The sequence below is a fragment of the Streptomyces sp. NPDC060031 genome (assembly GCF_042736805.1).
GTDB lineage: Bacteria > Actinomycetota > Actinomycetes > Streptomycetales > Streptomycetaceae > Streptomyces.
In genome coordinates, this window is sequence record NZ_JBHWVM010000044.1 from 1 (window position 1) to 26377 (window position 26377).

Here is a 26377-nt window from a genome sequence, read left to right on the forward strand (position 1 = left end):
GGACCCGGGTCCTGGTCCGGCCTCCGCCCACGGGCCGGTGCCGCCGGCCGGCCCCGCTGCCAGAATGGACCACGAGGGACGGCGGTACGCGGCCTCCGGCACGGGCCGGGAGGGGCGGCCGACGGGGGAGGAACGGCAACGATGGCCAAGGACACCGCGAGGCTGCTCTGGACGCGCAACGACGCACTGCTGGCCATCGGGATCGCCGCGGGGGAACTGGTGGGCTTCTCCGTCGGCGGCCGGCCGGAGGGACCGTTCCTCGCGGTGAGCGCCGCGCTCGCCCTCGTGGCGTCGGCACTGGCCCTGCCGGCCAGGCGCCGCCACCCGGCGGCCGTGCTCGCGGCCGTGCTGGCCCTGGGCGTGGTACCCAACCTGGCCACCCCGGGGGTGTCACCGCACTTCGGCCTCGCCCTCGTGGTCGCCCTCTACTCGGTGGCCAGGTTCAGCCGACCCGCCGTGGTGGCCGCGGCCTTCCTCGCCACCGTGCCCATGCCGTCGGTGGGCCAGGGCGGAACGCTGCTCCCCTCAGGCTGGGCCGTCGCGGCCAACGCGGTGGCCGCCGCGCTGGTCATCGCCGGGGGAGTGGCCACCAACCGCTGGCAGCGCGAGGTCGAGGCCAACCGCGTCCTGCTGGCCGACCGGGCGGTGGCCGAGGAACGGCGCCGGATCGCCCGCGAACTGCACGACATCGTGGCCCACCACATCACCACCATGCAGCTGATGGCCGGCGGAGCCCGGGCCAACCTGGCGCACGACCCCGAGACGGCCCGCGAGGCCCTGGTCACGCTGGAGGGCTCCGGCCGTCTGGCACTGCGCGAGATGCGGCAGTTGCTCGACGTACTGCGGGCCGGGGAGGAACCGGAGCAGGGCTTGCCGGCGCCGCAGCCCGGGGCGGCGGACCTCGATCGCATCGTCGCCGAAGCCCGGCAGGCCGGGACGGACACCGAGTTCACCGTGGACGGACCGGTGCGGCCGCTGCCCCCGACCGTGGGGCTGACCGTGTTCCGGATCGTCCAGGAGGCGCTGACCAACACCCGCAAGCACGCGGCGGAGGCACGGGCCGAGGTACGGCTGACGTACCGCCCGGACGAAGTCACCGTGGAGGTGCGCGACGACGGAACGGGCGGGCAGCCGGCTGAGCAGCACCCGGCCGCCCCCGCCGGGTACGGTCTGATCGGAATGCGTGAACGAGTCGCCCTGCACGGCGGCACCCTGGAAGCCGCCCCGCTGCGGGACGGCGGTTTCAGGGTCGCGGCCCGCCTGCCGGCCGGGTCCGGGCCGGCGGGCGACGAACGAGGGGGAGAGGGAGGGGAGCGGGAACTGTGATCCGCGTACTCATCGCCGACGACCAGCCGCTGGTGCGCCGCGGCCTGGCACTGATCCTGGCCCCCGACCCGGAGTTCGAGGTCGTGGGCGAGGCCGGGGACGGCGCCGAGGCCGTCGCCCTCGCGCAGCGCCTGCGGCCCGACGTGGTGGTCATGGACATCCGGATGCCGGTACTCGACGGGGTCAAGGCGACCGAGGAGCTGGCCCGGCTCCTGCCGGAGTCCCGGGTGCTGGCCCTGAGCACCTTCGACATGGACGAGTACGTCGTCGCCGCGCTGCGGGCCGGCGCCTACGGCTTCCTGCCGAAGGACGTCTCCCCGGAGGAGCTGGGCGCCGCCGTCCGAACCGTCCACGGCGGCGAGGCGGCGGTCGCCCCGCGCCTGCTCACCCGGCTGATCTCCACCTACGTACGGGCTCCCGCGCGGCCCCCGCGGCAGCCCGCCGCCATGGCGGGCGAACTCACCCCGCGGGAGCTGGAGATCTGGCACCTGCTGGCGAGCGGGCTCGACAACGCCGAGATCGCCCGGGACCTGGACATCAGCGTCTCCACGGTCAAGAACCACATCACGGGCATCTTCGGCAAGTTGGGCGTACGAGACCGCGCGCAGGCGGTGATCGCGGCGTACGAGTCGGGGTTCGTGGCGGCCGGGCGGGAGTGCGGTTGATCACCAAGCGCCCGTAAGAGGCCCGGAATCCTCCGGGGGAGCACACCCCTGACCAGCAAAAACACTGGATGATTCGCCCGTGCGGACCGGGCCCGGTCCATGGCAGAGTGCGATCAGCCCAACCGCACGACCAGGGAGCCGCCATGCGCGATCCGCACCCCACGCCCCTCGCGGCCGCCCCCGCGTGTCGGCCGGAGCCGAGCCCGCTGCCCCGCTGTCCGGTGTGCGGCAACGGCCCGGAGCGGATCTCCTGGCGCCAGCGCCCCGGCCTGCCGGTGGTGCTGGCCTTCGACCCGTGCGGACACCAGCACACCTCGCCGGCTCCGCCGGTCCTGGCGGTGGCGCCCGCCGTCGCCCCTGCCGGCCAGGGATCCACCGGCAGCGGGTGGCGGGCCGGGAACGGACGTCGGCCTCCGGCCACTCGGATCCCGGCGCGAAGTCGATCAGCCAGCCCCGCGCCAGGCCCGTCGTTGGCAGCCGGCGGCGCGTGATGCCGGGGACGGCCTCGGCGGGTTCGATGCCATCGACGTGGACGACCGTCTTGAGAGGCGTCGTGGGTGAGGTGCTCGCCCGGTGGTCGGCGTACGGCCGGCCGTCGAGGCGAGGGTCAAGGCCTTCCGGCGGGAGTACGTGCCCCGGACGTCGCAGGCCGGGCCCCCGGGGTGGTGGGTGTGGCACTGGCCGTGGGCGTGGGGGATGCGGCGCCGGCCGTCGGGGTGGGGGATGCCACCGGGGCGACGCAGGTGACCTTGTCACGCGGTGTGTAGTGGGTGCGGAAGGTGTCCCGCCCGACCTCACGGCCGTCCCGTAGGAGGAGGCGGTCGACCTCGACGTCGAAGCCTTCGTACGGGGTCTGCGCCTCGCAGTCGGGTCCGGAGGCCTCCCGCGTCGCCGGCTGTGTGACGTGGGTGCGGGGCCCTCGGACGGCTCGCACGGCGTCGAAGCGCTTCGTGCCGAGGAAGGTGATCGTCACCGAGTGGTCGGTGGACCGGGCCCGGATGTAGATCGGGTGGCCGGAGTCGTTCAGCCAGCGCAGGTCGAGCGTGCCCCACGCCACGGTGGCCTCGCGGCCTTCCGGGTACCGCTCGATGTAGAACGAGTGGGCCCCGTGCTCCAGCGGCTTGACGCCCGCGAAGAACAGGGCGTTGAACATGGTGGTCGCGACCGCGGAGACCCCGCCGCCGGGGGACTTCACGTACCGGCCGTCATTGATCATGATGCCGTCGACGAAGCCGTTCTTCGGCGTCCGCTCGCCGACCGTCTTGTTGAAGCTCCAGGCCTTGCCGGGCATGATGACGTTGCCGTCGATCCGTTCCACGGCGCGCCCGATGTTCGTGGTGCGATAGGCGGCGACCGGGAACTTCACGGTGAAGGAGGACATCTCCTCCTTGATCCCGAGCCGGCGGGCCGCCTCGGGTATGGGGCCCGACGCCGCCGGCGGTACGGCCGCCGCGTCCGGCCTGACCGCACCGTCTCCCGACGCCGCGTGCGCGTTCGTACCGCCGATGCCGCCGAGGAAGAGCGCGACGGCCATGCCTGCGGCCGCGAAGGCGGCCCGCCAGGCGGTGCGGGTGCTGTGGGGGCGTCGCATGTCTCTCCCGGGCGTGTCGGCGCGAACGGGATCAATCATTCACCCCTATGTCCAAAACCGGGCAAAAATGTGGCTTTCCACACGCCCCCGCGCCCGCTCCAGGGCGTGCGGCCGGGAGCCGGAAGGCCGCCGCCACCGTGCGGGAGCCCGCACGGCGACCTGTGGACCTACCGGACCGACGCCCTGTTCCTGGGCGTGCCCATCCGGTACGTGGGCGTACGCGCCCCACTGTGCTGAAGCTCTGAGGTCCCCCGAGGGGGCCCGGTTCGAGCAGGGGCGGGGCGTCCAGGACCCGCCACAGGGTGAATGCTCAAAGATGCTCGATCTGACGCGACTTCGAGCAACTTCCTTCAAACGGAGCGCGTGGAGCGCTATCTTGCCGGGAGCATGCCAAAGCGGTGTGTCCGTGACCCGGACCGCACGAGGAGCTGCCCGATGAGCGCCATGACCCCCTTGAGACTGATCCGCATCCGCAGGAGCCGGCCCCGGGGGCCGGGCAGGCGGCGCACCGCGGCGCTGCTCGCCGCCGCCCTCGCCGTGGCGGGGCTGGCCGCGGCGGGACCGGCCGTGACGCCCGCCAAGGCGGCCTCCGCAGCCCCCGCGGCCACGGCCGGCAACGTCACCGGATTCACCCAGTCCGGGAACACCTTCACCGTTACCGCGTCCAGCGGCGCCAAGGCCCGGGTGGTCGTCGCCCGCGCGGACATCTTCCGGCTCTGGCTCTCGCCCGACGGGGCCTTCACCAACGACCCGGCCGGTTCCGACCTCGCCCCCACCACCGACTTCGGCCCCGTCAGTCCCGCTTACACCGACGCCGGCGCGTACTACCGCATCACCACCGGAGCCCTGTCCATCCGGGTCAACAAGTCGCCCCTGCAGTTCTCCGTCTATCGCGCCGACAACTCCACCCTCGTCTGGCAGGAGACCCAGCCCACCTCCTGGACCGGCAGCCAGACCACCCAGTACCTCGCCCGGGGCGCGGACGAGCAGTTCTACGGAACCGGCCTGCGACTGGGCGAATGGGCGCTGCGCGGCAAGACCGTGCCGGTGGCCGTGGACAACAAATGGCGCGAGAACAACAACGCCAGTCCCGCCCCCTTCTACATGTCCACCAACGGCTACGGCGTCATGCGCAACACCTGGGCCCCGGGCTCCTACGGATTCAACGCCCCCACCACCCTCACCCACAACGAGAGCCGTTTCGACGCCTGGTACTTCACCGGCGGCTCCCTCAAGTCGGTCCTCGACGCCTACACCGACGTCAGCGGCAAACCGTTCATGGCTCCGATGTGGGGCTTCGAGCTCGGCAACGCCGACTGTTTCAACGCCTCCAACCCCGACTACCAGGGCGACCACAACCGCCTGCGCCACCTGACCACCCCGGACGTGGCCGGTTACGCCGCCGACGCCCGCGCCGCCGACATGCCCTCGGGCTGGTTCCTGCCCAACGACGGTTACGGCTGTGGCTACACCGCTCCGCTGAAGTCCACGGTCGACGCGCTCAAGGCCAAGGGCTTCCAGACCGGGCTGTGGACCTCCACCGGACTCGGTTCCATCACCGACGAGGTCTCCGTGGCCGGCTCCCGCGGAGTCAAGACCGACGTGGCCTGGATCGGCAGCGGCTACAAGTACGCCTTCAACGGCGTCCAGCAGGCCGTCGACGGCATCGAGAAGAACTCCGACGCCCGTCGCTACGTCTGGACCGTGGACGGCTGGGCCGGCACCCAGCGCAACGCGGTCGTCTGGACCGGCGACACCAACGGCACCTGGGACGACATGCGCTGGCACGTCCCCGCCATCGCCGGCGCGGGCCTGTCCGCCATCAACTACGCCTCCGGCGACATCGACGGCATCTTCGGCGGCAGCCCCAAGACGTACGCCCGCGACCTCCAGTGGAAGGCCTTCACCCCGGCCTTCATGACCATGTCCGGCTGGGGCGCGACCAACCCCGCGGCCGGCTACCAGGACAAGCAGCCCTGGCGGTTCGCGGAGCCGTACCTGTCCATCAACCGCAAGTACCTCCAGCTCAAGATGCGGCTGATGCCGTACCTGTACACGATGAGCCGGGTCGCGCACGAGAGCGGCGTACCCAGTACCCGCGCCATGGTCCTGGAGTACCCCGACGACCCGGTGGCCCGCGGCAACCTCACCAGCGGCCAGTTCATGGCCGGCGACTCCTTCCTCGTCGCGCCGGTCGTCTCCGACACCTCGGTACGGGACGGCATCTACCTGCCCGCCGGGACCTGGACGGACTACTGGACGGGCAAGACGTACGCCGGACCGGGCTGGCTGAACGGCTACCGGGCCCCGCTCGACACCCTGCCCCTGTTCGTCAAGGGCGGCGCGATCGTACCGATGTGGCCGCAGATGAACTACACCGGCGAGAAGCCCGTTTCCACCCTCACCTACGACATCCACCCGCGCGGAACCTCCTCCTTCAGCCTGTACGAGGACGACGGTCTCACCCGCGCCCACCAGTCCGGCGCGTACGCCCGCCAGAAGGTCGACGTCACCGCCCCGGCCACCGGCTCGGGCACGGTCAGCGTCTCCGTCGGCGCCCCGGCCGGCAGCTACACCGGCAAGCCGGCCGCCCGCGGCTACGAGTTCACCCTCCACGTGGCCACCGCCCCCGGCACGGTCACGGCGGACGGCGCCGCGCTCGCCCGCCAGTCCTCGAAGTCCGCCTACGACGCGGCCGCGACCGGCTGGTACTTCGACGCGGCGGACCGCGGGGGCGTCCTCTGGGTCAAGACCGGCTCGAAGGCGGGCGCCTTCAACGTCACGGCCACCGCCACGACCGTCCCCGCGGCCGACCCGATCCCGGCGGGCTCCGCCCCGATCGCGCAGTCGGCCTGGACCCTGGTCTCCGCCGACAGTCAGGAGAGCGGCGGCGAGAACGGCGCCGCCCGCAATGCCTTCGACGGCAACCCGGCCACGATCTGGCACACCGCCTGGTCCTCCGGCGCCCCGGCGCCGCTCCCGCACGAGGTCCAGATCGACCTCGGAGCCCGCTACGCGGTCGACGGCCTCGGCTACCTGCCCCGCCAGGACGGCGGCGTCAACGGCCGGATCGGCGGCTACGAGGTGTACGTCTCGGACACCACCACCGACTGGGGCTCCCCGGTGGCCGGCGGCACGTTCGCCGACACGGCGGCCCGCAAGGACGTCACCCTGGCCGCACGGACCGGCCGCTACCTCCGCCTCAAGGCCCTGACCGAAGCCGGCGGCCGCGGCCCCTGGAGCAGCGCCGCCGAGATCACGCTCACCGGGCGGGCCGCCCCGCTCCCGGCCGACGCCACCCTCGTCAACGCGGCCTCCGCCGCATGCCTGGACCTCCCGTACAGCGCCACCACACCGGGCACGGAACCCGCCCTGTACACCTGCCACGGCGGCCCCAACCAGCGCTGGACCCTGCAGGGCGACGGCCGTCTGACCGGCCTCGGCGGAGTCTGCCTGGACGCTACGGGTGCCTCGCGCGTCACCATCCAGACCTGCAACGCAAGCTCCGGTCAGACCTGGCAGGCCGGCCCCCAGTCCAGCCTGCGTACCGGCGGGCAATGCCTGGCCCCGGTCGGAGGCGGCAGCGCCAACGGCACCAAGCTCACCCGCGCCGCCTGCGACGACTCCGCGGCTCAGCGCTGGACCTTCACGCCCTGATCCTGGCCTTGATCCTGACCCCTGTCCTGACGCCCTGATCCCCCCGCCCTGACCGCCCCCCACGGCCGATGGGTCGGCACCCGTCCCCTTCCCCCTCGTCAAGGTCCGGACCGTGACGAAGCCGGGGACGGGTTGCCGCCCGGTCTCTGTGAAGATCATTGTTCACCCTGACACCCAAGTCAATCCTCCGATTTCCTCCCAACACCCAAGTGATAGCTTGGGGTTCATGACCCTCGACGACCTCCGTGTCTTCGTCGCCGTCTGCCGGGCCGGCAGCCTCAGCGCCGTCGCCCGTGACCTCGGCCGCACCCAGTCCGCCGTCAGTCAGCACGTCCGCCGCCTGGAGAAGCAGACCGGCGCGGGCCTCCTGGAACGCCATGCGCGCGGCGTGGTCCCCACCGAGGCCGGGCGGATCCTGTGGGCGGCCGCCGCCGACGGGATCGCCGGCCTCGACGGCGCCCTGCGCCGGCTCGACGACCTCGTCCGCGGCGGCGCCGGCTCGGTCCGCGTCACCACCGGCGCGACGACCGTGCGGCACTTCATGGCCGAGGCCGTCGTCACCTTCCGCCGCGAGCACCCTCAGGTGATCCTGGAGTTCCAGACCGAGAACTCCAGCCGCAGCTGCTTCGACGCCCTCGCCGCCGACGACCTCGACCTCGCCTGGATCACCATCGGCGCCCCCGTCCGCGGCATCGAACAGCGCCCCGTCATGCACCTGCCCTGGGTGCTCGCGGTCCACGCCGACGACCCCCTCGCCGCCCGGCCCCGCATCGAGCCGGCCGAGCTGGCCGCCGTCCGCCACATCCGGCTGCCCGAGAACTCCGCCTCCCGCGCCCACCTCGACGCCGCCCTCGCGGAATCCGGCATCCGGATCACCTCCGACACCAGCGTCGCCGACTGGGACACCGCCCTCCTGCTGGCCGAACTGGGCCTGGGCCACGCGGTCGTGCCCGCCCTGCCCGGCTGGCAGGTCCCCGGCACCGACGGCCCGCTGCGCCTGGTGCCCGTCCCCGCACTGCCTCCCCTCGCGGTGGGGTGGGCCGTGCGCCGCTGGACGGCCCTCAGCCCGCCGGCCCGCGTCTTCGCCGACGAGGTCGCCCGAAGCTGCCGAGCGCGGGCCGCCGTCCCCGGCGGATGATGGAGGGACCAGGGGCGGGCGGTGCGCCCGGCCCGGCCGAGGAGGAGGTGTACCTGCCATGGCGGAGCACGAGGGCGGTCCGTCCGCGCGCGAGCTGGAGGAGGGCCGACTGCTCAAGGAGCTCGAGGCCATCCACCGCACGCGCCACGAGACCCTGCTGCACGGGTCCAAAGACGCGCTGGTCACGCACACGCAGCGGATGAACGAGCTGGAGCACGAGTACGTGCGCCGCCACCCGGAGCGGGCCCAGACGCCGGGCCGCACGCGATCCGGCGCCCGTGCCCGTACGGCCGCGGACCAAGAGGACGGCCACCCGTAGCGGTCCGCGGGCCGCTCCGCGCAGGGGGGCTACTTCTCGGCGTGCTTGCCCAGCAGGAAGAGCAGCCAGACGAACCCCGCGAACAGGTGGGTTCCGAAGATGTAGAAGAACGCGCGCAGTGCGACGCCGTTCTCCTTCCACTTCTCGTTCTTCGCGGCGATGGGGTCGCGGCCGCGTTCCTCACTGGTGTCCGTCACCTGGACAGCCTACGGCTCTCCGCATCGCCTGAGTGGCCAAATTTGCCTCATGTGAGACAGAAATGTATCGTTTGAGGCGAAGGAGGCTCACTATGGTGGAAGAAAACGAACTGCTGGACGGCGCCGCGCGCGTCCTCGCCGGTGACCACAGCGCCTCGATGTCCCACATCGCCGCGGGCATCGGTACCAGCCGCGCCACACTGAGCCGTCGCCACGCAACCCGCGAGTCACTGCTCAAGGCCGTCGCCGTCCGGGCGATCGAAGTGGTCGACGGCTGCCTGACCCCGGCCGACCTGCCCGCGGACGCCGACGGCCCGGCCTTCGACGCCGCGCTGGAGCAGCTCGTCACCGACCTGCTGCCCGCCGTCCACCTGTACGGGTTCACCTCGCGCGACGCCACCGTGCTCGCCGATCCCGAGTTCCGGGCCGGTATCGAGCGCCAGGACCAGCGGGCCCTGGCGTTCTTCGAGTTCGGCCAGCGGCTCGGCCGCCTGCGCGCCGACCTGCCCCCGTACTGGATCTGGTACTCGCTCTGGGGTCTGCTCGACGCCGCCGCCGAAGGCGTGCGCGACGGGCACCTCGCACGCCGCCGGGCCGGCCATCTGGTCCTGACCTCCTTCCTCAGCGGAACCCGGGCCTCCGCCGCGTAGTCCCGCCGCGGGGCAGCCCCCCAGCGCAGCCCCGCGCACCCCTCCCGAACGGAACCTCCATGCACACCCCCACGCCGGATCCGCGCCGATGGATCGTGCTCGCGATCCTCTCCGGCAGCCTCCTGCTCATCTCGATGGACACCACGATCCTCAACGTGGCCTTCCCCTCGCTCGTCGGCGACCTCCAGCCCGGCGCCGTACAGCAGCTGTGGATCATCGACATCTACGCGCTGGCCCTGTCCGGCCTGCTGGTCACCGCCGGCGCCCTCGGTGACCGCTGGGGCCGCAAGCGGCTTCTGATGGCGGGCTTCGGCATCTTCTCCGTCGCCTCGCTCATAGCGGTGTTCTCCACCGAGGCCTGGCACGTCATCGCGGCCCGCGCCCTCCTCGGCATCGGCGGCGCGGCGATCATGCCTTCCACCCTGTCGATCCTGCGCAGCGTCTTCACCGACGCCAAGGAACGCGCCTTCGCCCTCGCCGTCTGGGCCGCCGTCTTCGGTGGCGGCATGGCCTTCGGCCCGGTCGTCGGCGGACTCCTCGTCCAGGACTACGGCTGGCACTCCGCCTTCCTCCTGAACCTCCCCGTCGCCGCCATCATCGTCGCGGCCGGCCTGCGCTACCTTCCCGAATCCCGCTCCCCGCGCTCCGCCGGCAGCTGGGACTGGTGGGGCGTCGCCCAGTCGATCGTCGGCATGCTGGCCCTCGCCGGCGGCATCAAGCAGCTCGGCAAGAGCGGCATCGGCGACCCGCTGCCCTGGGCCCTGCTCGTCGTCGCCGCGGTCACGCTGACCATCTTCGTCCGCCGCCAGCTGCGCCTGGCCAACCCGCTGCTCCAGGTGCGGCTGTTCACCAAGCCCGCCTTCAGCGTCGCGGCGACCGCGATCTTCCTGCCCATGGTGGGCATGGGCGCGATCCTCTTCCTCGTCACCCAGTGGTTCCAGTACGGCCAGGGCTACACCCCGCTGGAGGCGGGCCTGCGCCTGCTGCCCGCGCCGCTCGCCCTGATCTGCGCCTCGATGATGGCCCCCACCCTCATGCAGCGCTTCGCGATCCGGCACGTCCTGGGCGCCGGCCTGGTGGTGCTGGCCGTGGGCATGGCCCTGCCGTGGACCCTCCAGCAGTTCACCGATCTCGGCTACCCGGCCTTCGCCGTCGCCCTGACGATCATCGGCCTGGGCGCCGGCCTGGCGACCACGGTCGCCTCGGTGACGCTGATGTCCTCGGCCCCCGCGGACGAGGTCTCCAGCGCGGCAGCCATCGAGGAGACCTGCTACGAACTGGGCTCGGCCATGGGCGTGGCCATCCTCGGCTCCACGGCCGCCGCGCTCTACCGGGGCAACCTCCCGGCCCTCGACCTGGACAGCTCCACCATGAGCGCGGTACGGGACTCCGTGGGCGAGGCGGCCCACACGGCCGAGCGGATCGGCGGCGAGGTCGGCAGCACCCTGCTCGACGCGGCCTCGCACGCCTACACCCTGGCGATCACCCCGGCGTTCCTGCTGGCCGGAGCCCTCGCGGTCGTCGCCGCGGCCACCACCTGGTCGCTGATCCCGCGCGACCTGCAGCCGACCGAGAACCACTGAGGCAGGCTGCGGCGGCGGCGCTCAGGAGGCCGCGTACGTCCAGAACTCGCGCATCAGGGCCGGCGGCGTCGGGCTGCTCAGCTCCAGCTGGGTCAGCAGGATGCTGACGGCCCCGGTGGACGGGGTGACGTGCGCGGCCGTGCCGGTGCCGCCGACCCAGCCGTAACGGCCCGGCACGTTCCACGGGTCGACGGGCGCGACGTCCACCGAGCCGCCGAAGCCCCAGCCCTGGCCCTCCAGGAACAGCTCGGCGCCGGCCCGCTGCGCGGGGGTGAGCCAGTCGGTGGTCATCCGCTGTACCGAATCGGCCGACAGCAGCGGGCCGCCGCCGTCGAGCAGCATCCGGGTGAAGGCGTACAGGTCGTCCAGGCTCGACACCAGCCCGCCGGCGCCGGACGGGAAGGCCGGCACGCCGCTCCACTGCCCGTCGGGGGCGTCGATCAGTTCCGGGCCGCCCTGCGGTCCGGTCCGGTAGCAGCCGGTGAAACGCCCGCGGCTGCCGTGCGGTACGGCGAACCCCGTGTCGGCCATGCCCAGCGGCTCGAAGATCCGCTCGGCCAGGAACTCCGGCAGCGAGCACCCCGCCACCCGCGCGATCAGCACCCCGAGGACGTCCGAACAGGTGTGGTACAGCCAGGCCTCGCCCGGCTGGTGCAGCAGCGGGATCTTTGCCAGCGTCGCCATCCACTCGTCCGGCGCCGCGATGAGCTGCGGATTCGGCGGCCCCTGCTTCAGCTCGCTGAACAGCAGCCCGACCGCCGGGAGCGAGAAATCGGACGGGAAACCCCAGCCGGCCCGGAAGGTCAGCAGGTCCGCGACGGTGATCGCGTGCTCGGCCGGGACCACGTCGTCGACCGGGCTCGACGGAGTCCGTACGACCACGGGCGAGGCCAGCTCGGGCAGCCAGGGCGCCACGGGATCGATGAGCGCGAACCGGCCGTCCTCCACCAGCATCATCACCGCCACGGCCGTGACGATCTTGGTGATCGAGGCGACGCGGAAGAGCGAGTCCCGGACCATCGGGGCGCTGCCCTCCGTATCCGCGCTGCCCACCACCGCCACCTCGACCTCGTCGCCCCGGGCCACCAGGGCCACCGCCCCGGGCAGCGAGCCGCCGCTGACGTGCCGCTCCAGGATGTCGCGCAAACCGGTCACGAGTCCGCCTTTCCGTCGGCGCCGCCCCGGGACTCCCAGAGCGCGCAGTGGTGTTCGGCCGATGCGTCCACCGGGTGGATCCCGGCCGGCCCCGGAGCCAGCGACAGCACGGAGGCCGGCGGCGAAACCTTCCACCGCGGGGCCCCCGGCCCGTTCGGATCGCCGGTCCGCGCGAACCGGACCCAGTAGCCGGCCATCCGGTCCGCCAGCGCACGCTGAGGCCCGCTCAGGGCGAACGGCGTGTCGAACAGATAGGTCAGTTCGAATCCGTGCGAGGCGCCGTACGGGAAACCGGGGACCCCCGGCAGCCCGGTGTAGTTCGGCGCTTCCCGGTCGTCGAACCGGTAGAGGTACGTCGGCACGTGCCGCCCCAGTGCCCGGCCGTCGCGCAGCGTCGGGCACACGAAGGACACGTCGGTCAGCACGGTCGCCAGTGCGAGCGCTGGCGTCGGGTACGCGGAGGCCGGATAGGCCGCCTCGACGCGCGGGGCCGACTCCCCGAACGACGTGTACAGCCGGGCCCGGTAGGCCTGGTCGTCGGCGACCGGGTACACCGCCAGGGTCTGCCCGAGGAAGATCCGCATTTCGTCGCGGTCGGCGCCCTGGATCACCGGGACCCGGTGGAACCGCCCCTCCTGCAGTGCCCGCCGCGGTTCCACGGGCAGCAGCGCATTGCCGTAGGAGACGAGGGAGAAGCGCTGCATCAGCTCGGGCGTCGCCAGCCGCCCGGTGTCCAGGCCGCGCAGGCACTCCAGTTCTGCGGCGGGCTCCGGCCGTCCGCAGCCGAGCCGGGCCGCCGCGGCGGCCCCGTCCGCGACCGTGCGCCGCTCCGGCACGAAGGGCTCGTACGCACCCAGTTCCGGCAGCAGGGCCCGCGGCGGCATCGTGGTCGAGCAGGAACCGCTCTGCACGATCGCCCGGTGGAACAGGCCGGCCGAGGCGGGGGAAGTCAGGTGCACGCAGACGCTGAGCCCGCCGGCCGACTCGCCGAAGACGGTGACGTTGCCCGGGTCGCCGCCGAACACGGCCGCGTTGGCCCGCACCCAGCGCAGCGCCGCCTGCTGGTCGCAGAGGGTGGAGTCGGGCGCCCCGCCGAGCGCCGGGTGCCCGAACAGGCCGAAGACGCCGAGCCGGTAGTTGACCGTGACGACCACCGCCCCGCCCGCCGCGGCCAGCCGCTGCGGCCGGTACAGGTCCCCGGCGCCGTTGACGAAGCCGCCGCCGTGGAACCAGACCATGACGGGCCGCCGGACCCCGACCGCGGGGCTGGTGACATTCAGGAACAGGCAGTCCTCCGAGCCGCTCGGCCCGCCGGGCCCGATCGCGGGGAACTGCACGCAGCGGGCACCGGGCGCGCCCGCGTCCCGGACGCCCTGCCAGCGCGCCGGGGGCACCGGCGGCCGCCAGCGCAGCGCCCCGACCGGCGGCGCGGCGTACGGGATGCCCTCGAAGGTGCGGTACCTGGCATGCGCCCGGCCGCGTACCGCCCCGCGATCGGTCTCCACCACCGGCCGGTCCGCGGCCCGGGCACCGAAGGCCGGCCCGGCCGCCGCCAGCACCGGCGCCGACAGCAGCAGCCCCGCCAGCAGGGCCCGCACGGCCCGCCGTAGGGCCGCCCTCACCGGCGCCTCGTCAGCACGCCCCGTACGAAGGCGGCCTGCCCGGCGTGCTGGAGGGCGTCGCCGATCACGCTGACCAGCCGCACGCCCAGGGTCACCGGCGGATCCCAGGCCTCGTCGACCACCCGGTCCAGATCGGCGGCGGCGACCCCGCGCAGGAACTGCCCGGTCTGTGCGTGGACCGCGTCGAAGTAGCCCAGCAGCAGCTCGCCGGAGTCCACGCGCACGGTCCCGGCCTGGCGCGCCGTGTGCCCGTACCCCGTCGCCCCGGCGGGCAGCGGCAGCGCGAACCGGTCCGCCCAGCCCTGGGCGGACCACACCTGCTCCAGGCCGCCCGCGTCCGCCACGTGGTCGTCCTGGATCCGGGTGAGGTGCCACACCAGCCAGGCGATCGAGTTGGCCCCCGGATCGAGGCGCGCGTTCAACTGCTCGGCCGACAGCCCCTCGACCGCGTCGTGCACCACGTCGCGGATCCTGCCGAACGCGTCGGCCAGTACTTCCGTGCCCTTCATGCCTCCACCATGCCCACGCGGGGCGGGAGTCACCGGGGCGGCGGCGCGGGAGACCCCCGTTTGCCCGCCCCGAATGGCGCAGTGCGGCGAAGTGCCGCTGAATGTGACAAAGCGTGCGATTCCCGTGACGCACGATGGTCGGCGCGCGACGTGTACCCGCGCGTCGGCGAACGGAGCTTTCCATGGATGACCCCCTCAGGATCGCCGCGACGGAGCACGAAGAACCGCGCGGGCTCCCCGACGCGCCCGCCGCGGTGGGCCGCCCCGTCCGCGAAGCCGGCGAGAGGGTCGCCCTGTGGGGCGAGCACGCGCACGAGGGGGTGGAACCGGCCATCGCCCCGGGAGCCGCGGCCCGCGGCTCCCGCGCGCTGCGCCACGTACTGCGCTGGCCGGTGGCGCTCGCGCTGCTGGTCTGCGGGGCGCTGCACCTGCCCGCCGACGCGTCGGGCGCGTCGGCCGGTGACCCCGGGGTGCTGACCGGCCTCACGGTCGCCGTGCTGTGCCTGGGGCTCGGCGCCCTGCTGGCGGTGCGCGACACCGCCGCGGTGTGGCGCACCGGGGCCGTGGCCGCCCTCGCCGTCACCGTGCTGCACGTGCTGGGCGGGATCCGCGGGTTCGACCCGCCGGCGGGTGCGGTCGGCGGGTCCGCGGACTGGGCGGACGTGACGGCCGTGCTGTGCGCGGCGTCCGCGGCCGTGCTGGCGGGCCTGGCCCTGCAGTACCGGCCGCGGCGCGAAGGAACCTGAACCGGCGAGGGGCCCGGGCGGCGCCGTGCGGCCGGTTACGCGAGCACGTTCACCAGCCGTGTGAACACCCCGGGCAGCCGGGCGGCGAGCGGCACGATGCGGCGCGCGAGCGGGGGCTGCCCGCGGGCCCAGAGCAGGGAGGCGGTGAGGGCGCGGTAGCTGCGCGAAAGCTCCCGCCACGCCCGCTCGTACTCCTGCGGCCGGCCCGCCCGTACGCACCGTACGAGCTCACCCGCCGCCGTCACGGCCAGGGTGAGACCCTCGCCGGTGAGGGCGTCGACGTACCCGGCGGCGTCCCCCACGAACAGCACCCGCCCCGCCACCCGGACCCGGGCCCGCTGACGCAGCGGTCCGGCGCCGCGCACCGGCGCGCCGGGAGCCGCGGGCAGCCGGGCCGACAGCAGCGGGAACCGGGCGAGTTGCACGTCGAACGGGGCCTGCTCGCAGGTCAGCACGGCCACGCCGACCCGGTCGGGCCCGAGCGGGGTCACGTACGCCTCGGCCCGCTCCGACCAGTGCACCTCCACGCAGTCGCTCCACGGCTCCACGGCGTAGTGCCGGCGCAGGCCGTAGCGGGCCGCCCGGCCGGGCACGGGCGGCGCGGTCAGGCCCAGTTCCCGCCGGACGGGGGAGTGCAGACCGTCCGCCGCCACCAGGTAGCGGGCGGTCAGGCCGGCCGCGCTGACCGAGTCGGGGCCCTGGCGCACCTCGTCGATCCGGCGCGGGAGCACCCGTACGCCCAACTGCGCGGCCCGGTCGGCCAGCGCGGCCTGGAGCGCGGTACGCCGGGCGCCGAGCCCGGGGCCGGTGTGAAAGCGCCCCTCCGCGTGGCGCCCGGTGACGCCGTCGAGGTAGCGGATGCCGTGGAAGGGCCGGCCGGACACGGTGACGCCGAGCTCCGCGAGCCGGCGCACGCCCGCCGGCATCAGCCCCTCGCCGCAGGCCTTGTCGATGGGGGTCGGGCGCGGCTCGGCGACGACCACCTCCAGCCCGGCCAGCGCGCCGTGGATCGCGGTCGCCAGCCCGGCCGGTCCGCCGCCGGCGACGAGCAGATCGATCACGGCGCCGGGTGCGGGGCCGGGGCGGGTGCGCCGTCCACCGCGCTGCCGGCCGCGCTGCCGGCCGCGCTGTCGGCCGCGCCGTCCGCCAGGGCGTCGGCCAGGGCGGTGTCCTCGCAGTGGATGCGGGCGCCCAGCAGGACCGCGTTCAGGGCGGTGAAGCCGATCGCGGTCAACCACGCCGTGTGCACCAGCGGCAGCGCGATGCCCTCGATGACGACCGCGACGTAGTTGGGGTGGCGCAGCAGCCGGTACGGCCCCGCCGCCACCAGCGGCAGTCCGGGCACCACCAGCACCCGGGTGTTCCAGCGCGGCCCGAGGGTGGTGATGCACCACCAGCGCAGGCCCTGCGCCGCCACGGCGAACGCGAGCGCGGTCCAGCCCAGCCAGGGGACGAACGGGCGCCCCGCGGCCCACGGCTCCACCGCGCACCCGGCCAGCAGCGCGGTGTGCAGGGCGACCATGGCCGGATAGTGCTCCCGGCCGTACTCGCGGGCGCCGCGGGCCAGGCTCCAGGCGCTGTTGCGGCGCGCCGTGACCAGCTCGGCGAGGCGTTCGGCGGCGACGAGGCCGACGATCAGCAGGTACAGGTTCATCGGCACGGGTCACTCACCAGCGCAGCAGGACGAGTTCGGAGGCGAAGCCCGGACCGAAGGCGAGCATCAGCCCGACCGACCCGGGCGGCGGCGGTCCCGACTCCTGGAAGGTGGCGAGGATGTGCAGGACCGAGGCGGAGGAGAGGTTGCCGACGGTCGCGAGCGAGTTCCGGCTCGCCGCGAAGGCCGACTCGGGCAGCGACAGCGCATCCGCCAGCACGTCGAGGATCCGGGGCCCGCCGGGATGGCAGATCCACGCATGGACGTCGGACGGCTTGAGGTCGTGCCCGGCCAGGAAGGTCTCGACCTCCTCCGCCACGTGCAGCCGGACCAGTTCGGGGACCTCGCGGTCCAGCACCAGCCGGAAGCCCCAGTGCCCGATGTCCCACCCCAGCAGGTGCTCGGTGCCCGGGTAGAGGCGGCTGCGCGCGGCCACCACGGTGGGTCCGGTGCCCGAGCCGTACAGCGGATGGTCGTCGCCGACGGCCACCAGGGCCCCGGCCCCGTCGCCGAACAGGGCCCCGCCCACCAGGGCGGCCATCGAGGCGTCCGCGGCCTGGAGGGTGAGCGAGCACAGCTCGGTGGAGAGCAGGAGCGCCGCGTGGCCGGGGCGGCCGGTCAGGTGCTCGTGGAGGTGACCCACCCCGGCGGCGCCCGCGGCGCAGCCGAGGCCGAAGAGCGGCACCCGCCGCACGTCCGGGCGCAGCCCGGCGCGGCCGACGAGGCGGGCCTCCAGGGAGGGCGTGGCCAGGCCGGTCACCGTGGTCGACATGACCAGGTCGAGCTCGGCGCCGGCCAAACCGGCGTCCGCGAGGGCGAGTTCCAGGGCCCGGCCGCCGAGTTCGAGGGCGGCCCCGACGAAGAGGGCGTTCGTGGTTCCGAAGTCGTTCGACGGCCCGTACCGCTCCAGCGGCAGCGCCAGATGGCGGGCCCCGACCCGTACCGAGGCGTGGACGCGGTGCAGGAGCGCGGTGTCGCTGCCCGGCGGCAGGAACCGGGCGAGCGCCGCCGCGATCTCGGACTGCGGATAGCGGTGGGGCGGGAACACGCTGCGCACAGCCAGGACACGTGTCATTGCCTCAACATAGGGAAGAATCGACACTTCGTGAGGAACCGGTCGAGCCGGGCGCGCCGCAGCCCGGGCCGTCCACGCGACGGCCTAGCGTGACACCGTGCCCGCCACCGCCGCAGAGGCCCGTACGCCGCCGTCCCCCGTCGCCGGCCTGCTCGGCGCCTGCCATCCGCTGCCGACGGCGGCCGTCACCCTGTTCGCCGCCGCCCTGGCCGCGGCCGTGGGCCGCGCCCTGCCCGGAGCCGCGCTCTGCGTGGCCGCCGTCGCCGCCGGGCAGCTGTCGGTCGGCTGGTGCAACGACCGCGCCGACCTGCGCCGCGACCTCGCCACCGGCCGCATCGACAAACCCCTGGTCGCCGGTACGGTGACCCCGAGCGCGGTGACCGCCGCCGCGCTCGGGGCGCTGCTCCTGTGCGTACCGCTCTCGCTGGCCGGCGGGCCGCTCGCCGGCGCCGTGCACCTGACCGGCGTGGCGGCCGCCTGGGCGTACAACCTGCGGCTCAAGAGCACCGCCGCTTCCTGGCTGCCGTACGCCCTCGCCTTCGGGCTGCTCCCCGCCTACGTCACCCTCGGCCTGCCCGGGGCGCCCTGGCCGCCCCCGTGGCTGACCGCCGCCGCGGCGCTGCTCGGGGCGGGCGCGCACTTCGCCAACGTCCTGCCCGACATCGAGGACGACCTGGCCACCGGAGTGGCGGGGCTGCCGCAGCGGCTCGGCCTGCGCCGCTCGGCCGCGCTGGCCGGCCTCCTCGTCCTCGGCTCGACCGCCGCGCTGGTCGTCGGGCCGCCGGGGCCGGTGAGCCCGTACGGCTGGGCCCTGCTCGCCGTGACGACCGCCCCGGCCCTGCTCGCGGGCGGGCGTCTCGGCGGACGCTTCCCCTTCCACGCCACCCTGGCGGTCGCGGGGGCCGACGTGGCGCTGCTGCTGGCCGAGCTCCGCTGAGCCGGGCCGCCCGGTTTGTGGTCACACTGGGAGGACGCGGATCACGGGCAACAGGAGGTACGCGATGGATCCGGTTGCGGCGCTGGACCGGATCGCCTTCCTGCTGGAGCGCGCCCAGGAGCCGACGTACCGGGTGCGCGCGTTCCGCACGGCCGCGTCCGCCGTCGGACACATGGGCGAGGGCGAGGCGGCCGAGCGGGTCCGGGCGGGCACGCTGGAGGCGGTCAAGGGCATCGGCCCCAAGACGGCCCAAGTCGTCCGCGAGGCGCTGAGCGGAGCGATCCCGGAGTACCTGCGCAAGCTGGAGGACCAGGCCGCCGCGCACCCGGCCGGTCCGCCGGCCCCACCCGAGGCCCTCGCCCTGCGCGCGGCCCTGCGCGGCGACTGCCACGTGCACTCCGACTGGTCGGACGGGGGCAGCCCGATCGAGGCCATGGGCCGGGCCGCGGCCGGCCTCGGGCACGAGTACGCGGTGCTCACCGACCACTCGCCGCGCCTGACGGTCGCCCGGGGGCTCTCGCCCGAGCGGCTGCGCGAACAACTGCGGGTGGTGGCCGAGCTCAACGAGACCTGGGCGCCGTTCCGGCTCCTGACCGGCATCGAGTGCGACATCCTCCTCGACGGATCGCTCGACCAGGAGGACGAACTCCTGGACGAGGTCGACCTCGTCGTGGGATCCGTGCACTCCAAACTGCGCATGGACGCTCCCGCCATGACCCGGCGGATGCTCGCCGCCGTCCAGAACCCCCGCATGGACGTCCTCGGCCACTGCACGGGCCGGCTGGTGACCGGCCGGACCCGGCCCGAGTCCCAGTTCGACGCCGAGGCCGTCTTCGCCGCCTGCGCGGAAGCCGGCACCGCGGTGGAGATCAACAGCCGGCCCGAGCGGCTGGACCCGCCCCGCAGACTGCTGCGCCTCGCCGAGCGCGCGGGCACGCTCTTCGCGATCGACACGGACGCCCACGCCCCGGGCCAGCTGGACTGGCAGACCACCGGCTGCGAACGCGCCGTGGAATGCGGGGTCCCGGCCGACCGCATCGTCAACACCTGGCCGGCGGACGACCTCCTCACCTGGACCCGGACCCGCCGCCCACCCGGCTGATCGGGGTCGTGAGGGTGAACAGGGCCCCGTCCGGATCGCGCAGCGCCACCCACCGGTCGGTGTCGCTCGACTGGATCGCCGACACCGTACGGCCGCCCAGGTCCAGGGCCGCCTGCACGGCCGGCTCCAGCGCCGGGACGCGGAAGTGCACGTGCCAGCGGGGGCGGCTGTACGGCGCGTACGAGGCCGTCTCCACGGGACCGCTGTCGAGCCGGGCGACGGGCTCACCGCCCTGCCGCAGCACCACCCGGTCCTCCTCGTAACTGACCTCGCAGCACCCGGGGCGGCCGGTGGCCCACTCCAGCACCTCCCCGTAGAAGATCGCCGACTCGAACGCGTCGCGGGTGCGCAGCTCCAGCCAGGCCGGCGCGTGGCCCGCGCCCACCCGCCAGGAGTCCGACACCTGGCCCTCCCAGATCCCGAACACCGCGCCGTCGCGGTCCGCCGCCAGGGCCGCCCGGCCCCCGGACTCGAAGGACACCGGGCCGACCGCGATCGTGCCGCTGCGCTCGCGGATCCGGTCCGCCGCCACATCGGCGTCGTCGACGGCGAAATAGGGGGTCCACGCCACCGCGACCGCCAGGTCCGCGGCCAACGCCCCGATCCCCGCCACCGGCACCCCGTCCAGCTCGGCGACCGAGAAGGCCTCGCCGAGCCGCGCCGGCCTGAACCGCCAGCCCACGACCGCACCGTAGAACCGCTGCGAGGTCCCGAGGTCCCGGGCCATCAGGCTCACCCAGCACGGCGCCCCGAAGACGTCCCTCGTCGAAATCTTCACCGCTTGCTCCGCCCTTCATCCGGGGGGCGCCGTCGGCGCGCCGTCCCGAGCACAAGCAGTAGCGCCCCGGCCCGGTCGCAGGCGCGCAGACGCGCCCTTGTCACCGGTACGAGGTCCGGTGGATATTGCGTTGGCCCGACCGGGCCCGCGACCTATGGTTCGCTCCATGACGATCACGATCACGAGCGCGCAGGACGTTGACAAGGCGGTGTCCCTCACCACCCAGGCACTGAGGGACGTGGCACACCTCGACTGGAGTGCCCCGGCCGCCGGACTGGAGTGGAGCTGCTACGACACCGCCGTCCACGTGGCCGGCGACTTCACGGCCTACGCGGCCCAGCTCACCGGCCGGGCGACCGGCGCGTACGTCCCCTTCGAGATCACCGCCGACCCCGGCACCACCCCCGACGGGCTGGTGGAGATCATCACGGCCACCGGCGGCCTGCTGTCCGCGGCCGTACGGGCAGCCCGCCCCGGCGACCGAGCCTGGCACCCGTACGGCACGGCCGGCGCGGACGGTTTCGCCGCGATGGGCATCGTCGAGACGCTCCTGCACACCCACGACATCCTCGGCGGGCTGGGCGTCCACGGCTGGGAGGCCTGCCCCGAGCTGTCCGCGCAGGTCCTCGACCGCCTCTTCCCGCACGTCCCGCGCGGCGACGACGCCTGGCGGACGCTGCTGTGGGCCACCGGCCGCGGCGAACTCCCGGGCCTGCCCCGCCAGACGGCCTGGCGCTGGTACGCCGACCCCCTCCAGGCCGAGGGGATGACGCTCTGCGAGATCTCCCCGCTCGTCGCCGCCGATCTGAGCAGCGGCGGCACCGGCGGCTTCGCCTGGGCCGAAGGCGGCCCCGCGGACGGCACCCGCATCGGGGCCGGGCACGCGGTCAAGGCCCGCGAGGCGGGCACCTACCGTCCGGGCTGGGGCGCGTACGCCCTCGTCCGCACCGGCGACCGCCGCGCGATCGGCGCCATGGGCTTCCACGCCGCCCCCGACGCCGGGGGAGTCGCGGAGATCGGCTACGACCTCGTCCCCTCGGCCCGGGGCCGCGGCCACGCCACCGAGGCGCTCAAGACCCTGACGGCCTGGGCGTTCGCGCACCCCGGCTTCACCGAGCTGCGCGCCATGGTGGCCGAGGACAACGCCCCCTCCCGCGGGGTGGTCCGCCGGGCCGGCTTCGAGGAGACCGGCTCCGAGGACGGCCAGGTCCGCTACGCCGTACGGGCCCCCCGGGACTGACGCCCGGGAGGCCCGCCGAGACGGGGTGCGCGGTCAGTAACCGCAGTTGGTCACCCACTTGTGGGAGGAGATCCGGTCGTTCCACTCCCACGGGATGTTGCCGGCAGAGCCGTTCGGGGCACAGGTGGAGGCGCCGCCGTAGCCGATGTTCTCGTAGACGCGCACGTCGCCCAGCGAGCCCGCGTACCCGTTGTTCCACCAGGACGACGCCCGGTCGTTCATGTTGTAGTTGCCGCCCGAGCCACAGGTGCGCCAGTCGGAGTCGTTGCCGCTCCAACCACAGGCGGGTCCGCCGCGGTTGGTGTCGGCCCAGACCCAGTAGTTGCCGTCCGCGGCCACGCCGGAGGCGTCGGCCGAGGACGCGCTGGCCGTCGTCAGCGCCGCCGGGGCGGCCAGCAACGGCAGCGCGAGCGCGCAGGCCAGCATCGTCGTGCGGAACGTGTTCATGGGTTCTCCCTCTGTCCGTCCGTCATGCGTCGTGTTGAGCCACGACCCGCTCCGCCATCGGGAGCGCGTCGTTCTGGAGCCTTCGCCTGAGGGCGATCTCGTCCTGGTGCTGGGCACGGACTTCTTCGCCGTAGGTGAGGTCCAGAGCCTGGGAGACCCGCGCCAGCGGTGTGCCGGTGGCGCAGGTCGCTTCGATGACCGCGAGTTCGCTCTCGGCCGCGTCGGCCAGCCCGGCCGCGGCCTGCCGGGATTCGAGGGGGGTCGCGTGGGGCCGGCCCGCCGCCCGCATACAGCCGGCCCACTCGCGGACCGCGTCCGCGTAGCGCCGGTCCCCGCGTACCCGGGTCTCCTGCGCGGGCCGCAGGTTCATCGTCACGACCTTGGCGCGGAACCAGCCGGCCAGATCGCCGTACAGGGTGCGCTGCGCCTGCGCGATGCACCCCTCGGTGCTCGCGGTCAGGGTCATTCCGGTGGGCGCCTCGGCCGACAGGCCCACGGGGGAGCGGCCCATGAGCGCGGTACGGGCGGCCGCGCGCCGCCGCGCCGACAGGCTGTGGAAATACTGCTGGTTGGGGTCGGCCTGCCGGGCCTCGGCGCCGCGCCGCTCGTCGCGGCCGCCGTACCCGTGGGCCCGCGCCCACTCCACGTCGTCCACCGCGTACGGGAAGGACCGGCGCGCCGCGCCGTCGGCGGGGGACTCGGTGACGGCGTACGGGAAACCGCGCTCCCGCATGCAGCCGCTGATCAGGATCTGCTCGGCCCGCTCCAGCAGCCGGACTTCGGCGGTGCTCGGCTCACGGACCGGCCCCCCGGCCCGGGGCGCGGCGGACGCTGCGCAGCCGGCCAGCACCACGGCCGCTGCCAGGGCCGCCGCGGTGGCCGCGATGGCGTCGAGGCGTCGTTTCATCGGCGTACTCCTTCCTGTCCCGGTGCTGCCGGACTCAGGTCTAGCCGCCTTCCGTTGTTCGCCGTCGGGGCGCTGGCAGTGAACAAACAATTGCTGAACAATCCACCCCAGAGGGCAGAAAAGAGCACGGGTGGAAGGGGCTGGTGCATGGCGCGCAAGGAGCGTCCGCTGGAGGGTGCCGACGGACCGCTGCTGCACTTCGCCAGAGCCCTGCGCCGGCTGCGCCACGAGGCGGGATCCCCGCCGTACCGCGACCTCTCCTCGCGGGCGCACTACTCCGTCGCCACGCTCTCCGGAGCCGCGGCCGGGCGGCGGCTGCCGAGTCTGGACGTGACCCTGTCGTACGTACGCGCCTGCGGCGGCGACGCGGGGGAGTGGGAGCGGCGCTGGCACGCGGTCGCCGCCGAACTGGCGCTGGACACCCCCGGACCGCCCGGCCCCGAGCTCGCGGGGGACGGCGGGCACGGGCTCCCGTACGTGGGACTCGCGGCCTTCCGCACCGAGGACGCGGGGCTCTTCTTCGGGCGCGAGCGCCTGGTGGAGGATCTCGTCGCCACGCTCGCGCGCCGCCGGGTCCTCGCGGTGGTCGGCGCCTCGGGCGCGGGCAAGTCCTCGCTTCTGCGTGCCGGGCTGCTGCCGCGGCTCACGGGCGGCGCCCCGCGGCGGGCCGTACGCGTCCTCACTCCGGGACCGCACCCGGCCGAACGCCTGGCGAAGGCCCTCGCGGAGTGGCAGGAGCCGCTGGACGCCGGTCCCGGACCGGGTTCCGCTGCCGGCCCCGCTTCCGGCCCCGGCTCCGGCCCCGCTTCCGGTTCCGGGGAAAACGTGTTGGTCGTGGACCAGTTCGAGGAGGTCTTCACCGTCTGCGCCGACCCGCAGGAGCGGGCCCGGTTCATCGGGGACCTCGTCGACGCGGCCCGCCGGCCCGGCTCGCGCTGCCGTGTCGTCCTCGGTGTGCGCGCCGACTTCTACGCACACTGCACCCGCCACGCACCCCTGGTCGAGGTACTGCGCGAGGCGCAGATCGTGGTCGGCCCGATGAGCGCCGCCGAACTGCGCCGGGCCGTCGTGGAACCGGCCCGGCAGGCCGGCCTCACCGTCGAAGGCGCCCTCCAGGCCACCCTCGTCGCCCACGCCCACGGTCAGGTCGGCGCCCTGCCCCTGCTCTCCCACGCCCTGCTGGAAACCTGGCGGCGCCGGCGCGGCGCCGCACTCACCCTCGACGGCTTCCACGCGGCGGGCGGCTTCGAAGGAGCCCTCGCCCAGTCCGCGGAAACCCTGTACGCCTCCCTCTCCGAGCGCCGACGGCAGCTGGCCCGGCAGGTCTTCGGCCACCTCATCGCCCTCGGCGACGGCACCGAGGACACCAAACGCCCGGTGCCCCGCGAGGAACTCGGCCAGGACGCCGACACCGCGATCGTGCTGGCGCGCGCCGCCACCCTGCGCCTGCTCACCCTCGACCAAGGGCGCGTCGAACTCACCCACGAGGCGCTCATCCGCGCCTGGCCCCGGCTGCGCGGCTGGCTGAGCGACGACCGGGAGCGGTTACGGCTCCACCGCCGGCTCTCCGACGCCGCCCGGGCCTGGGAGGACGTCGGCCGGGACGCGGGCGCCCTCTACCGGGGCACCCGGCTCGCCCTGGCCCGCGAGCTCGTCACCACCCGTGCGGTGGGACTGACCCCGAAGGAGCGGGAGTTCTACGAGGCCAGTACGGCGGCCGAGGCGGCCGCGGGGAGCGTCGCCCGGCGCCGCGCGCGGCGGCTGCTGGCCCTGGTGGCCCTGCTCGCCGCGCTCGTCGTGGTGGCCGCGGTCGCCACCGTCAACGCCGTACGCGCCGAGGACGAGGTCACCCGGCAGCGCAACGACGCGGTCGCGCAGAACCTCGCCGAGAGCGCGACCGACCTGACCAACACCGAGCCGGGACTCGCCGTACAGCTGAGCCTGACGGCCTACCGGCTCTCGCCCACCGCCCGCACCCGCGACAGCCTGGTCAGCACCCTGATGACCTCGACCGCCGCACACTCCAAGGAGGTCGTCGCCCTCGCCTACCGCCCCGACGGCCAACAACTCGCCACCGCGAGCGGGGACCACACGGCCCGGCTGTGGCGGATGCACGGCACGGACCGGCCCGTCGCCCTCGCCACGCTGAGCGGGCACGGCGACGACGTCCGCTCGGTGGTCTACCGGTCCGACGGGCGTACGCTCGCCACGGCCGGCGCCGACGGCGGCATCCGGCTGTGGGACGTGGCGGACCCCGCCCGGCCCGCGCAGCTCGCACAGCTCGACGCGCGGATCGGCGACGTCCGGGCGCTGGCCTACAGCCCCGACGGCCGGACGCTGGCCGCCAGCGGGGCCGGTGGCGCCGGTGGCGCGGTCCGGCTGTGGGACGTGGCCGAACCGGCCACGCCCGTCGCGCTCACGGGCATCGAAGGCCACCGGGACGCCGTCCGGGCGGTCGCCTTCAGCCCCGACGGCCGTACCCTCGCCACCGCGGGCGAGGACGCCACCGTACGGCTGTCGGACGTCACCGATCCGCGCCGTCCGCAGCCGCTGGCCGTCCTCGAGGGACATGACGTGGCGGTGTTCTCCGTGGCCTTCAGCCCCGACGGCCACACCCTGGCCTCGGCCGCCGGCGGACACACCTCCGTACGGCTGTGGGACATCACCGACCTCAGGCACCCCGCCCCGCTCTCCACCCTCTCCGGCCACACCGACGTCGTCGGATCGGTCGCCTTCAGCCCGGACGGGCGGACCCTCGCCTCGGCCAGCGACGACCGTACGGTGCGGCTGTGGTCCGTGGCCCGGCCCGCGCGGCCCGGTCCGCTCACCACCCTCACCGGACACATCACGGCCGTCAGCTCGGTGGCGTTCAGCCCCGACGGCGCGGTCCTGGCCTCCGGCGGATTCGACGCCACCCTCCGGCTGGCCGGAACCGACTTCAACCAGGACATCGCCGAGGCCTGTGAACACACCGGAGAGCGGATCACGCGCGCCCAGTGGACCACCCACATGCCCTATCTCGCCTACGCGCCTCCGTGCGCCGGGCACGACACCCCCTAACCTCGGTCCCACCGACCGG

The 26377-nt window shown here is 74.4% G+C and carries 22 protein-coding genes and 2 pseudogenes; 12 read left to right on the plus strand and 12 right to left on the minus strand.

Annotated features, from left to right (window positions below; translation table 11 throughout):
* Positions 1 to 141: 141 nt before the first annotated feature.
* Together ACFWB8_RS20460 and ACFWB8_RS20465 are read left to right on the plus strand one after the other, a co-directional pair.
* The gene (locus ACFWB8_RS20460; RefSeq protein ID WP_385228666.1) at positions 142 to 1326 is read left to right on the plus strand and encodes a sensor histidine kinase; all 1185 of its coding nucleotides are present in this window, start codon (positions 142 to 144) and stop codon (positions 1324 to 1326) included.
* Positions 1323 to 1991 carry a response regulator gene (locus ACFWB8_RS20465; RefSeq protein WP_385228669.1) on the plus strand — a complete coding sequence of 223 codons (669 nt, stop codon included), beginning with the start codon at positions 1323 to 1325 and terminating at the stop codon, positions 1989 to 1991. Before ACFWB8_RS20460 ends, ACFWB8_RS20465 begins: the two co-directional genes overlap by 4 nt.
* A gap of 405 nt (positions 1992 to 2396) precedes the next feature.
* On the opposite strand, the pseudogene ACFWB8_RS20470 reads toward ACFWB8_RS20465, so the two are convergent.
* Positions 2397 to 2510, minus strand: a pseudogene (locus tag ACFWB8_RS20470) (anti-sigma factor); the annotation flags it as partial.
* Between the two features lie 88 nt (positions 2511 to 2598).
* Positions 2599 to 3405, minus strand: a pseudogene (locus ACFWB8_RS20475) (VanW family protein); the annotation flags it as partial.
* A gap of 612 nt (positions 3406 to 4017) precedes the next feature.
* Here ACFWB8_RS20475 and ACFWB8_RS20480 point away from each other — a divergent pair.
* The 3 genes from ACFWB8_RS20480 to ACFWB8_RS20490 all read left to right on the plus strand — a co-directional run bounded on the left by ACFWB8_RS20480 (position 4018) and on the right by ACFWB8_RS20490 (position 8696).
* Complete coding sequence (locus tag ACFWB8_RS20480; protein WP_385228672.1) at positions 4018 to 7239, plus strand: TIM-barrel domain-containing protein; 3222 nt, start codon at positions 4018 to 4020, stop codon at positions 7237 to 7239.
* Between the two features lie 226 nt (positions 7240 to 7465).
* On the plus strand, positions 7466 to 8377 hold the full coding sequence (locus ACFWB8_RS20485) for a LysR family transcriptional regulator (protein WP_385228675.1): 912 nt from the start codon (positions 7466 to 7468) through the stop codon (positions 8375 to 8377).
* A 58-nt stretch (positions 8378 to 8435) separates the two neighbouring features.
* Positions 8436 to 8696, plus strand: coding sequence for a DUF6158 family protein (locus ACFWB8_RS20490; RefSeq protein WP_385228678.1), 261 nt, complete (start codon positions 8436 to 8438; stop codon positions 8694 to 8696).
* Between the two features lie 29 nt (positions 8697 to 8725).
* Here ACFWB8_RS20490 and ACFWB8_RS20495 read toward each other — a convergent pair whose 3' ends face one another.
* The gene (locus tag ACFWB8_RS20495) at positions 8726 to 8893 is read right to left on the minus strand and encodes a DUF6126 family protein (RefSeq protein ID WP_385228681.1); all 168 of its coding nucleotides are present in this window, start codon (positions 8891 to 8893) and stop codon (positions 8726 to 8728) included.
* A gap of 92 nt (positions 8894 to 8985) precedes the next feature.
* Between ACFWB8_RS20495 and ACFWB8_RS20500 the strand changes: the two genes are divergently transcribed.
* Complete coding sequence (locus ACFWB8_RS20500) at positions 8986 to 9543, plus strand: TetR/AcrR family transcriptional regulator (RefSeq protein ID WP_385228684.1); 558 nt, start codon at positions 8986 to 8988, stop codon at positions 9541 to 9543.
* A gap of 59 nt (positions 9544 to 9602) precedes the next feature.
* Positions 9603 to 11126, plus strand: coding sequence for an MFS transporter (locus ACFWB8_RS20505; RefSeq protein ID WP_385228687.1), 1524 nt, complete (start codon positions 9603 to 9605; stop codon positions 11124 to 11126).
* A gap of 21 nt (positions 11127 to 11147) precedes the next feature.
* On the opposite strand, the gene ACFWB8_RS20510 is transcribed toward ACFWB8_RS20505, so the two are convergent.
* From ACFWB8_RS20510 to ACFWB8_RS20520, 3 genes are read right to left on the minus strand one after another with little or no spacing between them, the layout of a single operon-like run.
* Positions 11148 to 12281, minus strand: a complete 1134-nt coding sequence (locus ACFWB8_RS20510; protein WP_385228690.1) for a serine hydrolase domain-containing protein — start codon at positions 12279 to 12281, stop codon at positions 11148 to 11150.
* Positions 12278 to 13903, minus strand: coding sequence for a carboxylesterase/lipase family protein (locus tag ACFWB8_RS20515; RefSeq protein ID WP_385228693.1), 1626 nt, complete (start codon positions 13901 to 13903; stop codon positions 12278 to 12280). The genes ACFWB8_RS20510 and ACFWB8_RS20515 overlap by 4 nt, the downstream gene beginning before the upstream one ends.
* On the minus strand, positions 13900 to 14412 hold the full coding sequence (locus ACFWB8_RS20520) for a DUF664 domain-containing protein (protein ID WP_385228696.1): 513 nt from the start codon (positions 14410 to 14412) through the stop codon (positions 13900 to 13902). The genes ACFWB8_RS20515 and ACFWB8_RS20520 overlap by 4 nt, the downstream gene beginning before the upstream one ends.
* A gap of 182 nt (positions 14413 to 14594) precedes the next feature.
* Here ACFWB8_RS20520 and ACFWB8_RS20525 point away from each other — a divergent pair, with 182 nt between their 5' ends.
* Positions 14595 to 15158 (plus strand): hypothetical protein, encoded by a 564-nt coding sequence (locus ACFWB8_RS20525; protein WP_385228698.1) that lies wholly within the window; start codon positions 14595 to 14597, stop codon positions 15156 to 15158.
* Positions 15159 to 15193: 35 nt separating this feature from the next.
* On the opposite strand, the gene ACFWB8_RS20530 is transcribed toward ACFWB8_RS20525, so the two are convergent.
* From ACFWB8_RS20530 to ACFWB8_RS20540, 3 genes are read right to left on the minus strand one after another with little or no spacing between them, the layout of a single operon-like run.
* Positions 15194 to 16219, minus strand: coding sequence for an NAD(P)/FAD-dependent oxidoreductase (locus tag ACFWB8_RS20530; RefSeq protein WP_385228700.1), 1026 nt, complete (start codon positions 16217 to 16219; stop codon positions 15194 to 15196).
* Positions 16216 to 16812 carry an isoprenylcysteine carboxyl methyltransferase family protein gene (locus ACFWB8_RS20535; protein WP_385228795.1) on the minus strand — a complete coding sequence of 199 codons (597 nt, stop codon included), beginning with the start codon at positions 16810 to 16812 and terminating at the stop codon, positions 16216 to 16218. Before ACFWB8_RS20535 ends, ACFWB8_RS20530 begins: the two co-directional genes overlap by 4 nt.
* 13 nt (positions 16813 to 16825) lie before the next feature.
* The gene (locus ACFWB8_RS20540; protein WP_385228702.1) at positions 16826 to 17887 is read right to left on the minus strand and encodes a type III polyketide synthase; all 1062 of its coding nucleotides are present in this window, start codon (positions 17885 to 17887) and stop codon (positions 16826 to 16828) included.
* A gap of 97 nt (positions 17888 to 17984) precedes the next feature.
* Between ACFWB8_RS20540 and ACFWB8_RS20545 the strand changes: the two genes are divergently transcribed.
* Both ACFWB8_RS20545 and ACFWB8_RS20550 read left to right on the plus strand, forming a co-directional pair.
* Complete coding sequence (locus ACFWB8_RS20545) at positions 17985 to 18824, plus strand: UbiA family prenyltransferase (protein ID WP_385228704.1); 840 nt, start codon at positions 17985 to 17987, stop codon at positions 18822 to 18824.
* Positions 18825 to 18888: 64 nt separating this feature from the next.
* A complete protein-coding gene (locus tag ACFWB8_RS20550; protein ID WP_385228706.1) occupies positions 18889 to 19926 on the plus strand; it encodes a PHP domain-containing protein in 1038 nt (345 codons plus the stop codon).
* On the opposite strand, the gene ACFWB8_RS20555 is transcribed toward ACFWB8_RS20550, so the two are convergent.
* Positions 19892 to 20653, minus strand: a complete 762-nt coding sequence (locus ACFWB8_RS20555; RefSeq protein WP_385228798.1) for a VOC family protein — start codon at positions 20651 to 20653, stop codon at positions 19892 to 19894. The genes ACFWB8_RS20550 and ACFWB8_RS20555 overlap by 35 nt on opposite strands.
* A 217-nt stretch (positions 20654 to 20870) precedes the next feature.
* On the opposite strand from ACFWB8_RS20555, the gene ACFWB8_RS20560 reads away from it, so the two are divergent.
* Positions 20871 to 21944 (plus strand): GNAT family N-acetyltransferase, encoded by a 1074-nt coding sequence (locus ACFWB8_RS20560; protein WP_385228708.1) that lies wholly within the window; start codon positions 20871 to 20873, stop codon positions 21942 to 21944.
* Between the two features lie 33 nt (positions 21945 to 21977).
* Here ACFWB8_RS20560 and ACFWB8_RS20565 read toward each other — a convergent pair whose 3' ends face one another.
* Both ACFWB8_RS20565 and ACFWB8_RS20570 read right to left on the minus strand, forming a co-directional pair.
* Positions 21978 to 22391: a peptidase inhibitor family I36 protein gene (locus ACFWB8_RS20565; RefSeq protein ID WP_385228710.1), complete on the minus strand. Its 414-nt coding sequence runs from the start codon at positions 22389 to 22391 to the stop codon at positions 21978 to 21980.
* 22 nt (positions 22392 to 22413) lie between these two features.
* On the minus strand, positions 22414 to 23298 hold the full coding sequence (locus ACFWB8_RS20570; protein ID WP_385228712.1) for a hypothetical protein: 885 nt from the start codon (positions 23296 to 23298) through the stop codon (positions 22414 to 22416).
* Positions 23299 to 23445: 147 nt separating this feature from the next.
* Here ACFWB8_RS20570 and ACFWB8_RS20575 point away from each other — a divergent pair, with 147 nt between their 5' ends.
* Positions 23446 to 26358, plus strand: a complete 2913-nt coding sequence (locus ACFWB8_RS20575) for an XRE family transcriptional regulator (RefSeq protein WP_385228715.1) — start codon at positions 23446 to 23448, stop codon at positions 26356 to 26358.
* Positions 26359 to 26377 lie beyond the last annotated feature (19 nt).